Below are 11,750 nucleotides of genomic sequence, written 5' to 3'. Positions count from 1 at the left end.
GCCATGGCGACAGAGTAGATGAACCTAACCTCGGGCTTTCGCTTGGAGTCCGTCCGGATCATGGGCGGGAATGCGAAAGTGCCTTCTGAGCTGGGACGATGAACCTTGTCGAGGGGTTCTGTCGGTCCAGGTGGAAGGCACTTTCTGCGTGCAGGGTATCGGTTCGCGTCCCAGGCTTCATGTCTCCGCTGACGGTGCGGGGGTGGTTGGTCACGCCGGGACACGGCTACTGGCTGATCTCGCCGACGTCACACGGCTGACCAGCGCGTACTCCACCGCGTTGAGACCGCTTCGGCCACGCGGCGCTGGCCACGATCCGGGCCGGATCGCCACCGACCTCGTGGTCATGCTCGCCGATGGCGGCGAGGCGATCGCGGATCTGGCAGTGCTGCGCGACCAGGGCGAGGTGTTCGGCCCTGTCGCCTCGACACCGACTGCCTGGCGGCTGCTGGCCGCCGTCGACGAACGCGTACTGGCCCGTCTACGGTCGGCCCGCGCTCAGGCCCGGGAAGTGGCCTGGCTGCAGGCATCCGAGACCCGCTGCGGCATACCGGCGGCGAAAGCCGGCGGACGGGAAGTGCCCGGCCTGGTCCTGGACATCGATGCCACGCTGATCATCTGCCACTCCGAGAAGGAAGCGGCCGCACCCACCTACAAAGGCGGCTTCGGCTTCCACCCCCTGCTGTGTTTCCTGGCCAACACCGGCGAGGGCATGTCCGGGCGCCTTCGGCCCGGCAACGCCGGAGCCAACACCGCCGCCGATCACATCGCGGTGCTGGACGACGCGCTCGCACAGATCCCCGACGCCCACCGGCACGGCACCGACATCCTCGTCCGCACCGACAGCGCCGGATCCGCGAAAGCCTTCCTCACCCACGTCCGCAACCTGCGAACACGCGGAATCCGCACCTTCTTCTCAGTCGGATACGCCATCACCGAGCCGGTCCGCCGCGCGATCCGCGCCCTGCCCGAGCAGGTCTGGCACCCCGCCCTGGACCAGGACGGCACGCTCCGCGAGTCCGCCGAGGTCGCCGAACTGACCGGCACAGTCGACCTTGCCGGCTACCCGGCCGGCACCCGCATCATCGTCCGCCGCGAACGTCCCCACCCCGGAGCCCAGCTCTCCCTGTTCGACCAGGACGAGGGCCTGCGGCACCAGGTCATCCTCACCGACACCCCGTTCACATCCGGATCGGCCCAGTTCCTGGAGGTCCGCCACCGCGGACACGCCACCGTCGAGGACCACATCCGGTGCGGCAAGACCACCGGCTTCGGCCGCTTCCCCTCCCGCCGCTTCCCGGTCAACGCCGCCTGGCTCGAACTCAGCCTCGCGGCGATCGACCTCCTCGCCTGGACCCGCGTCCTCCTGCTGGACGACGAACTCGCGGCTGTCGAACCCAAGAAGCTCCGCTACCGACTCCTGCACGTCGCCGCCCGGATTACCCGCGGCGGCCGCCGTCTCCGCCTTCGGATATCGGCGACCTGGCCCTGGCGACATGAACTCGCGGCCGCATTCCACCGACTCGCGGCCCTGCCCCGCCCCGCCAGCTGACTCACCCTCCCCGCCCACCCTCGACCCAAGGACCTCGGAGAACCCGACCCCGCGTCGGGCCCACACCATGCCCACCGACCCGCACCGCCCCCAACGATCCCGCTCGGCCGCCCAGCAGCCTCAACTGAAACGGCGAGGCTAAGCCGTCGTACCCAGGGCTTCGGCGAAGACTGGATGACATCCGGTTTGTGATCATGCGAGGCCGAGGAACGCGAGGGGTCGGCAGGCGTTGCGTGCGTTGCGGCGGAGGCCATCACCCGGGGTGCATTGCCTGTCCGCAGTGCGGCCTGCTCGGCGGTCAGGCTGGTCACCTCGTAGACGGTGGTGATGGTGGTGTTGCGGTCGGTGCGACGGCGCTTGATCTGGACGTCCTGGCAGGTGCCCGGAAAGGGCAGGTGGTTCACGGTGGCGGCGACCCTGATTCGGCGGATCTCCGCGCGTGCGGCCCTGGAGCGGGATGCCCTTCCAGGGGGAGGGACTTCAGCTGCTTGCACAGTTTGTTCTGATTGCACTTGACGATCGCGATGTAGTGGGCCCGGCGGCCCGGAAGGTAGCCGGTGTGCTCGCTCTGGGTGTGCAGTGCGTCGCTGGTGACGACCGTACCGGCCAGGTCGGCGACGGTGTCCAACAGCGGCTGGAAGCAGGTAGTCTCGCCGGTCTTCTCGCCGACGTCGAGCTGGGCCAAGACCAGGCCGGTGCTGTGCTCCACCGCCGCAAGAAGGTGGATCTTCCGTCCCCTCGCCCTGGCAACGCCGCGCAGGGACTTGCCGTCCACGGACAGTCCGCGCAACCCGGAGCCGGCGGGGCAACGGTCGGCGAGCCAGTCGCACACCGCCCGGTCCAGGGCGTCGCCGTCGACGCGCGCGAGCAGGCGGCGCACCGTCGTCTCGGTCGGCACCAGCCGCCTGGGCAGCACCGGATCGGGGCGCACACCGAGCCGTTCCAGCACCTGGGGCGGCGCGTCCGCGATCCACTCGCCGACCGCCAGCAGCGAAGTCGCCCCCGCCAACACCGCGCACGCGGCCAGGGCGAGAACAACGGCCAACGCGTGCCGCACACCGCGAGGATCCCGTGGTCCGGCACCTCGGCCAGCCGTTCCAGCAGGCCCGCCACCTCCCCGGGCCCGACGCCGGGCTGCTCGCGGAGCTGGCGCATGGAGTGCGGCAGATAGTGTGGGGCGGGCTGCTGCTCGCCGTCGCTGCCGTTGCCGTTGTTGAGGCGGCGGCCGGCCCGGCCCTTGGTGATGGTGGTGAAGATCAGCGCATCACCGTCGAGCCGGTAGAAGTGGCGTTCGAACGCCCTTGGTCGTGGGCTCGTGGTCTCGACGCATTCCACATGATGCGTCATCGGAAAGATATCGGCCTGGGCGAGTCGCAGAAAAGCACAGGTCAGAGCCCGACTATGGACTTTCCGTCCCGGGTGCAGGCGCCCAAAGCGTCAAATGAGCGTCCTCAGCAACCGCCCATCCCTCCTTTCGGGCGGAAGAGCTCGCCACGACCAGCTCACGTGTAGGAGCCCGCTCCCGATCACTCTGGACGCAGCCTCGAACATCATGACTCAGGCCCATGAAGAGCCCTCAGGAGAACCGCTGACGTGTTCGCGCGCGTCTTGATCCACGGTGCTATCAGTCACCCACGACGAGGAGGGCCCGTGGAGCAGACCGGTACAGCGCTCACCGAGCGGATCGCCGAGCAGAGAAGGGGAGTCGGGGACCCTCGTGCGCTGGTCGGTGAGATGCGGCGCTCGGTCCTCCTGATCCCGACAGCCGGTGGAGGTCTCTGGTCGGCGCAGTCGGGCGGGGTGCGGTGGATCTGCGGGTTCACCGACGAGGCCGCACTGGCCCGGTTCGCCCTGCTGCACGGGTCCGGTGACCAGCCCATGGACTACGCGGCGCTGCTGGGCGCGCGCATCGTCGACGAGGTCGTGCCGTCCTTGGGCGAGCCCGCCGGCCTGGCCGTCGACATCGCCACCGAGGACGGGTCGATGTTCTTCCCACCGGTCGTCGGCATCGTTGCGGACGGCGTCGCCGTCGACTCCGGCGAGGTGCGGGAGGGGCGCGGTCATGGGCGCTGACGGGGCCGATCTGCAGTTCGACAAGGTGTCGGTCGCGAAGTTCACGCAGGGCGTGGGCGCGACCATCGACGGGCTCGGTGATCTGGGCGGCGCCACGGGTTCGGTGCTGGGCAAGGGCTTTTCGGAGCTGGCGATGACCGGGATGGAGGCCGGGCACCACGGCCTCTCGGTCGACTTCGAGGACTTCTGCGAGCGCTGGGAGTGGGGTGTGCGGGCCCTGGTGGGCGACGCCAGTGCGCTCGCGAACCGCCTCGGCCTGGCGGCGGGCACCCAGTGGGAGCACGACCAGTACGTCGAGGCCACGCTGAAGGTGGGCGTCAATTCCGTGATGGGCGGCAACCCGCACGCCACCGAGGAGGAGATCGCCCAGCAGGGCTGGGGTGACATCGTCACGCCGGACTACCTGAACCCGGACTGGAGCGCGGAGTCGTTCGACAAGGCGGGTGAGGACATCGAGCAGACGTGGAAGGACACCGGCCGCACGGTCCTCACCGAGGGTGAGGGCGGCCGGCGGTCGCAGGCGATCATCGACGCGTCGGGGGTCTCCGAGGAACAGTGGAACCAGGCGCTGGACAACACCTTCGGGCCCTCGCCCGAGGAACGCGCCCAGCAGACGCAGCAGCAGGGTGAGTCCGGGGAGAACTGACGGTGGGTATAGGCGACTTCATCAGCGACATCACGCCCGACTCGGTCGAGAACGCGGTCGAGGACGGTGTCGAATGGGCCGGCAACCGGGTCGAGGACGCAGGTAACTGGACCGCCGACCGGCTGCAGGACGTCGGCTGGGAGTCGGGCGCGGACTGGGTGCGCGAGCAGTCCCGTTCGGTCGCCAACCGCATGGGCGCCGAGGTCGACGAGATGGACCTCGGGCAGACCGAGGACAAGACCAAGCTGATCTACGGCAGCCCGAGCAAGGTCACCGCCACCGCCGACAAGCTCCGGGCCTTTCAGACGGCCTTCGACGACGCCGGTGACGGTCTCAAGGGCCTGGACTCCTCCCGGCTCAAGGGCGAGGCGGCCAACGCGCTGCGCACCGCGGTGAGCACTCAGCCGCCGAAGTGGTACGCCGCCGCCGACGCCTGTGCGAAGGCGCTCGGCGCACTCGACGCGTTCGCCGCCACGATCACCTGGGCGCAGGCACAGGCGCAGACGGCGATCGACAAGTGGAAGGAGGGTGTCAAGGCCTCCGAGGACGCCGCCGACGCCCACCGCAAGAAAGTCGACGACTTCAACAGCGCGGTCGACCGCTACAACGCCCAGCCCGCCGACAAGCGCGATCCGGCCTCGCTCCCGCCCAGGCCCGCGGCGACGTTCGAGGACCCCGGCAAGAAGCTGATGCAGCAGGCACAGGACATCCTCGCCGATGCCCGCAAGCAGCGGAACTCGGCGGCGGAGACGGCACGCACGGCGGTTCGCGCCGCACGCGACATGGCCCCGGAAAAGCCCTCCTACGCCGAGCAACTGGCCGACGGGATACAAGAGTTCCAGATCATGGGCGACCATGTCGGGGGCGGGATCATCAAGGGCACGGCGGGCATCCTCAACTTCGTCCGCAGCGTCAACCCCGTCGATCCGTACAACATCACGCATCCGGCCGAGTACGCCACCTCCCTCAACAGCCTCGCCGCCGGTCTGATCGTCGCCGCCAACGACCCGGTCGGCACCGGCAAGCAGATGGTCAGCGACTTCATGAAGGACCCGGCCGAGGGCTTCGGCAGGCTGATTCCCGACCTCGCACTGACCGCCGCCACCGGTGGCGGCGGCGCCGCGGTCAAGGGCATCCGCATCGCCGAGCAGGCCGCCGACGCCGCACGGGCGCGCAAACTGGTCGACGACGCCCCGGACGGCACCCACAACACCCCTGACGGCGACCGCACCGCGGGCGGCGACCCCGTGGACCTCGCCACGGGCCGGATGTATCTGCCCCAGACCGATGTCGAACTGCCCGGCATCCTGCCGCTGGTCTTCACCCGCCGCACCGAGTCCGGCTGCGCGGTCGGCCGCTTCTTCGGCCCCTCGTGGACGTCCACCGTCGACGAACATCTGCGCATCGACGCCATCGGCGTCGTCCACGTCACCGCCGACGGCCTCCTGATCCCGTACCCGCACCCGGTCCCCGGCGCCCCCACCACCCCCTCATCGGGCAGAGGCCGCCGCACCCTGCTGGCCCGCGACGCCGACGGCGACTACACCGTCACCGACCCCGACAGCGGCCTGACCTTCCACTTCACCGCCCCGCCCGGCAGCGAACCAGGGGGCGACGGTCCGGCCTGGTTGTCGAGCATCACCGAACGCAACGGCCACACCATCACCGTCGACCGAGCCGAGGACGGCCTGCCGCTGGCCCTGGTCCACTCGGCGGGCCACCAGGTGAAACTGACCACCGCCGACGGCCTGGTCACCGCCCTGTCCCTGGCCGACGCGGGCGAGGGCGGCGCGGACCTGCCCCTGATGAACTACGGCTACCAGGACGGCAACCTCACCACCGTCACCAAACCCTCCGGTGCCACCACCACCTTCGTCTACGACGACCGCCGCCGCGTCGTCGCCTGGATCGACTCCAACAACAGCCGCTACGACTACCTCTACGACGACCGCGACCGCGTCATCGCCGAAGGCGGCGAAGCGGGCCACGTCCAGATCACCCTCACCTACACCGAACCCGACCCGGAAACCGGCCACCGCACCACCACACTCACCACCGCCGGCGGACACAGCACCCGCCACCTGTTCGGCCCGGGCTGCCGTCTCCTGGCCGTCACCGACCCCCTCGGCCACACCACCCGGTTCACCTACGACACACACGGCAACCTCCTGACCCGCACCGACCCACTGGGCCTCACCACCACGTTCTCCTACGACGAGGACGGTCGGGCCGTCTCCGCCACCCGCCCCGACGGAAGCGAACTGCGCACCACACGCGGCCCGTTCGGTCTGCCGGTGGAGGTCGTCGGGCCGGACGGTGTCCGCAGGGTCAATGAGTTCGACGAACGCGGCAACCGCACGGCGGTCACCGACCAGGCCGGCTCCACCACCCTTTACAGCTACGACCACGCCGGCCGGCTCACGTCGGTCACCGACGCCCTCGGAGCCACGACACGAGTGGCGTGTGACGCGGCAGGACTGCCCGTGAAGGTGACCGACCCGGCAGGCGCCGTCACCCGCACGGAGCGGGACGCCCTCGGAAGGCCGGTCCGGATCACCGATCCGGAGGGCGGTGTCACCCGCCTGGAGTGGCACGCCGACGGGCAGCTCGCCCGGCGCACCGGTCCCGACGGAGCCACGGAGTCGTGGACCTACGACGGTGAGGGCAACCGCCTCACCCACACGGACGCGGTCGGTGGCGTCTCCCGTTTCGAGTACACCCACTTCGACCTGCCGGTCGCCCGCACCCGACCCGACGGCGCCCGCTACGAGTTCGAGCACGACGCCGAGCTGCGCCTCACCCGCGTCACCAACCCACAAGGGCTGACCTGGACCTACGACTACGACGCCGCCGGCGACATCGTCTCCGAGACCGACTTCGACGGCCGCACCCTCACCTACCGGGTGGACGCCGCGGGCCGGCTCGCCGCCCGCACCGACGCGCTCGGCGGGACTATTTCGTTCGAGCGCGACCAGCTCGGCCAGGTGGTCCGCAAGGACATCGACGGTCAGGTGACGACCTACACCCACGACAGGGCAGGACGCCTGCTGGAGGCAACCGGACCGGACAGCGAACTCCGCTACCAGTACGACCGACGCGGACTCACCAAGACGGAAGTGGTCGACGGCCGTCCCATCTCATACGCCTACGACGCCCTGGGCCGCCGTACGCGCCGCACCACGCCCACCGGTCACGTCACCTCCTACTCCTACGGCGCCGACGGACAACCCCACCGCCTGACCACCGGCGATCACCGGATCGACTTCACCCACGACGCCGCCGGCCGGGAACTCGCCCGCGTCTTCGGCGACGCGATCACCATGACCTCCGCCTGGGACGAGGCCGGACGGCTCTCCGCGCAGCACATCACCGCCAACGGGCACGACGTCAACAGCCGCGCCTACTCCTACCGCGCCGACGGTCACCTGACCTCCGTCGCGGACCGGCTGTCGGGCACCCGCACCTTCGGCCTCGACCGGGCGGGCCGCGTCACTTCCGTCCACGCCCAGGGTTGGACGGAGCGGTACGCCTACGACGACGCCGGCAACCAGACCTCCGCATCCTGGCCGTCCCGCCACCCCGGCAGCGAGGCCACCGGACCGCGCGCCTACACCGGCACCACCATCACCCGCGCCGGAGACGTCCGCTTCGAACACGACGCCCTCGGCCGGCTCACCCTGCGGCAGAAGACCCGCCTCTCCCGCAAGCCCGACACCTGGCGCTACGAGTGGGACACGGAGAACCGCCTCACCTCCGTGACCACCCCCGACGGAACCCGCTGGAGGTACCGCTACGACCCGCTCGGCCGCCGCACCGCGAAACAGCGCCTGGCGACCGACGGCGAGAACGTGGTGGAGGAGGTCCGCTTCACCTGGGACGGCCTCACCCTGTGTGAACAGACCAGCCAGCAGCCGGATGCCGCGAACACGGTCGCCCTCACCTGGGACCACCGTGCCGACGTCCCCCTGGCCCAGACCGAGCGCATCCTCACGGCCGACGACCGCCAGGAGGAGATCGACCGCCGGTTCTTCGCCATCGCCACCGACCTCATCGGCACCCCCACCGAACTGATCGACGAGACGGGCGACATCGCGTGGCGCACCCGGAGCACACTCTGGGGCACCACGGCCTGGTCCCGGGACAGCAGCACCTACACTCCCCTCCGCTTCCCCGGCCAGTACTACGACCCCGAAACCGGCCTTCACTACAACTACTTCCGCCACTACGACCCCGAGACCGGCCGCTACACCTCCCCCGACCCCCTCGGCCTCGCTCCCGCCCCGAACCCCTTCGCGTACGTGGACAACCCGCACAGCGGGTGCGACCCATTGGGCCTCATGCCCAAGTACACGAAGGAGGAGAAGGCTCAGAAGGCCAGGGAAGACGCCCTCAAGGCCATGGACCAGGTCATCGAGAGGGCACAGGAAAGCAAGATCAAGAAGGCTGGCAACTACCACGCGCATGACCATGGCTTTACTGAGGAAATGATCACGGAGATCCTCAAGAAGCCGGACGCGGTGTACCACTCGACGGCGGGCAGCGGAAACCTGATCTTCCGTCAGGGTGAGGACATCGTGGTAGTCCGGGCCGACCGTCAGGGGGCAGGCAACGTCATCACGGCATACGGTTCGTCCGGTATCAAGGGTCCTTCCGGGGCCGAGGCGCTGGGCGGCTTGCCCACCGATCCCGGTAAACCGATTACGCACGCAGACGTGGTGGAAGGCAGGATTCCAGCAAAGAACGGCTACATGGCTCCCGGAGTGCAGGTCAGATGAGGTGGCATTCACCATGAGAATCACCATTGACGACAACTGGACCGCGACGGTGACGGGCGATCCGCTGCACATCACCCCGCGTCTCGATTTTCGGGACTTCCGTGTGCGCATCGCGACGTACGCAAACGTCGATGAACGCGGGCGGTTCCTTTTGGACACCTTCGGCAGTGGGCCGTGGCTGTGGGACACGCCTGACGAGCTCCGGTTCGATCAGGCGGGCCGGGAACTGGTCGGCGCCGAGTTTCAGATCGCGGGTGAGGCCGCCGACGCCGAGGACTCCGCCCGTCTTCCCGCCACACCCCCCGTCCGCCCGGGGGGCCTTCGCGCTGACGAAGCCCGTGACTTCCGCCTGGAGGTGACCACGGAACTCTGCCGCGCCCCCGGAGACACCGCGCTCACCTGCCTACGCGACCTCGACGTCCTGGACGAGCCGCTGCAGGCCCGCATCGGCATCGCCCCCGACGTCACACTCCTCATCCAGCACGGCACCGCCGTCGGCTGGAGCCTCACCGACCCCGCGCGCTACCTGACCACCGGCTTCGCCGCCTCCGACCCGGCTCCCCCCGCCCCGGCCACCCGCCGCCTGCTCACCGAGTGCCTGGACTTGGTCACCACGGAGCTCCTCGACGAGGTGAGGGACCGGGCCCCGGCCGCCCTGGACCGGCTCCGGGCACTGGAGCAAGCTCTGCGGACCCAGCGCGAGGACCGCCACCGAACCGACGCCCTTCTCTCGCTCATCGCCGACCTGGTCGAGGACTACGCCGACCGGCCGACCGGGCAGAAGCCGTGAACCACCGGCCTGCCCCGCCCAGTGGCAACGACGCGGACAGCCGGAGGCGCAACGTCGTCCAGATCCGTGGGGCACCCACAACGGGCCTTGACCCCTGAGGTTGAACACACGAGACACTGGATCCTGAGGATCTGAGAACGGACATCTCGTGGTCATGAAGAACTACCCGCCGGAGTTCAAGGCGGACGCGGTCGCTCTGTACGAGTCGCGGCCAGAAGCGACAATCAGGTCGGTCGCCGCCGATCTGGTGCGGCCTGGACGTCGATGAGGTCGCGGACGGTGCCGCAGTCGGCGAGGGCCCGGACCTTGGTGCCGATCACGTCGTCGAGGGAAAGAACGGGGCCGTAGGGGGTCTGGGCAGGCGGAGCCCAGAACGCCTCCTTGAGGACGTCGACCTCACACTCCTCGCCGGTGTCCGGATCGGTGACGAGAAACCGGCCGCTGAGCGGATCGGTCTGGACGTGCGTGGTCCGCCATCCGCGCGCGCTGAGGCCGGCTGTGAGTGAGGCGACGATCTCCTGCATCGGAGCGGGGTTCTCGGTGGCGACGTCGAGGTCACGACTGAAGCGTTCGACCAGGCCGTGGGCCTGCACGGCGTATCCGCCGGTGAGGACCAGAGGGTAGGGGGAGCCGAGGTCGAGGATGTCGGCGAGGAGACGCTCGTGGAGCGGAGTGAGCTTCACGCGGCGGTCGTGTCGGCCGGAGCAGTGCGGAGCAGCTCGGGGAAGGCGTCCTCCCAGACCTCGCGGATGTAGGGACTGATCAAGCGCCGCAGCACGGGCCACTGCTCGGTGAGCAGCCGGTGGTGCAGGAAGGTCACCAGGTCCTCGCGCAGTCCTTCGGCGAGGACGGTCCGGTAGAGCGTCATGCGGGACTTCGGACGGTCCAGGCTGTAGCTCGTCCGTCCGGACCAGACGATGTGGAGCGGCAGGTCCACGTTGCCCTCGACAGGGCCGGCCAGCTCCTGCAAGCGCTCGGGCAGTCGGCTGCGGTAGCGGTCCCGCAGCACCTCTGCGCGGGGGGCGGTGATCGTCGTGTCCATGCATCCAGTATCGCTGCTTGAAGGCGACGGCATGGCGGATACGGGGCTCCCCTGTCGTACGTACGGGTCGGGCGGCCGACCGCCCTTCCCTCGGGCATCTCACCCAGTGGGCGCTTGGCACATCATCGCCTACCCGCGCAGGCCCCCAGGTGGCGCGGCAACCGGCTGCCCTGCAGACCCGGACCAGCCCCGCATGCGGGCGCGGGTGATCATGACGCAGTAGGTCACGCGGAGGGTCGCCGCGGTGGAGTCGGCTGCGGTTTCGGGCTCTCTGTCGGAGTGACGACGGTGGCGAAGCCGAAGCCCATGGCGTTGGCGCAGTGGGCGAGAAGGACACCGGCGCGGTCGAGGTCAGTACCCATGCCGCGGTCGAGCTGTCGAGTAACTCAGCGAACGTCCCAAGCGGGAGCCAGGGACCTGTCGAGGTCACCCGTCACGGCGGCCACCTGGTCGGCAAGCTGGGACGCTCCCGCGCCCGATGCTGACCGTTTGCTGACCTCAGCGGGGCCATCAAGCCTCTGACCTGCAAAAGCACCCAAATGCTAGATCTTGGACTTGATCAAAGTTCGCAGCACTTTGGACTCCTGGAAGACGGCTCCCTGCCTGCTTTGTGCAGGTCAGGGGCGTTGCCCACTGTACACCGGCACTCCTCGAACTCGAAGGTGCTGAGGAACATCGATTCATCTCGGGCGAGCAGGCTCCTCACTGGGCTTCCGCGAAGAATGAGGCTGTTGCTGTGTCGTCGGTCAGGCACCTGCCTCGATGTGTGCCGGGGGCTTATGTGACCAGATGTTGACTTACCTGACGATGCGGCAGGTAAGCACTTCTTCGAGCACGGACATTCTCCGCATCGGCCTGGAGCCGTTCAACAC

At 69.2% G+C, this 11,750-nt stretch carries 7 protein-coding genes and 1 pseudogene; 5 read left to right on the top strand and 3 right to left on the bottom strand.

Annotation, left to right across the window (positions count from 1 at the left end; genetic code table 11):
• The first annotated feature begins 130 nt into the window (after nucleotides 1–130).
• A complete protein-coding gene (locus ABEA26_RS32435) occupies nucleotides 131–1,552 on the top strand; it encodes an IS1380 family transposase (protein WP_345597195.1) in 1,422 nt (473 codons plus the stop codon).
• Between the two features lie 400 nt (nucleotides 1,553–1,952).
• Here ABEA26_RS32435 and ABEA26_RS32430 read toward each other — a convergent pair whose 3' ends face one another.
• On the bottom strand, nucleotides 1,953–2,609 hold the full coding sequence (locus tag ABEA26_RS32430) for an ISAs1 family transposase (protein WP_345597194.1): 657 nt from the start codon (nucleotides 2,607–2,609) through the stop codon (nucleotides 1,953–1,955).
• A gap of 593 nt (nucleotides 2,610–3,202) precedes the next feature.
• Here ABEA26_RS32430 and ABEA26_RS32425 point away from each other — a divergent pair.
• Genes ABEA26_RS32425 through ABEA26_RS32410 form a run of 4 tightly spaced genes read left to right on the top strand, consistent with a single transcriptional unit; the run spans nucleotide 3,203 to nucleotide 9,836 of the window.
• On the top strand, nucleotides 3,203–3,625 hold the full coding sequence (locus ABEA26_RS32425; RefSeq protein ID WP_345597193.1) for a hypothetical protein: 423 nt from the start codon (nucleotides 3,203–3,205) through the stop codon (nucleotides 3,623–3,625).
• On the top strand, nucleotides 3,615–4,271 hold the full coding sequence (locus ABEA26_RS32420; RefSeq protein ID WP_345597191.1) for a hypothetical protein: 657 nt from the start codon (nucleotides 3,615–3,617) through the stop codon (nucleotides 4,269–4,271). Before ABEA26_RS32425 ends, ABEA26_RS32420 begins: the two co-directional genes overlap by 11 nt.
• A 2-nt stretch (nucleotides 4,272–4,273) precedes the next feature.
• A complete protein-coding gene (locus ABEA26_RS32415; protein WP_345597190.1) occupies nucleotides 4,274–9,046 on the top strand; it encodes a putative T7SS-secreted protein in 4,773 nt (1,590 codons plus the stop codon).
• Between the two features lie 13 nt (nucleotides 9,047–9,059).
• Nucleotides 9,060–9,836, top strand: a complete 777-nt coding sequence (locus ABEA26_RS32410; protein ID WP_345597188.1) for a hypothetical protein — start codon at nucleotides 9,060–9,062, stop codon at nucleotides 9,834–9,836.
• Between the two features lie 239 nt (nucleotides 9,837–10,075).
• Here the strand turns inward: ABEA26_RS32410 and ABEA26_RS32405 are convergent.
• Both ABEA26_RS32405 and ABEA26_RS32400 read right to left on the bottom strand, forming a co-directional pair.
• Nucleotides 10,076–10,519: pseudogene (locus ABEA26_RS32405) on the bottom strand (nucleotidyl transferase AbiEii/AbiGii toxin family protein); the annotation flags it as partial.
• Complete coding sequence (locus tag ABEA26_RS32400) at nucleotides 10,516–10,878, bottom strand: hypothetical protein (protein ID WP_345597186.1); 363 nt, start codon at nucleotides 10,876–10,878, stop codon at nucleotides 10,516–10,518. The pseudogene ABEA26_RS32405 and the gene ABEA26_RS32400, both read right to left, overlap by 4 nt.
• Between the last annotated feature and the right edge of the window lie 872 nt (nucleotides 10,879–11,750).

Source organism: Streptomyces marokkonensis, from assembly GCF_039539045.1.
Classification (GTDB): Bacteria; Actinomycetota; Actinomycetes; order Streptomycetales; family Streptomycetaceae; genus Streptomyces; species Streptomyces marokkonensis.
This window is presented reverse-complemented; position numbering and strand designations above follow the sequence as displayed.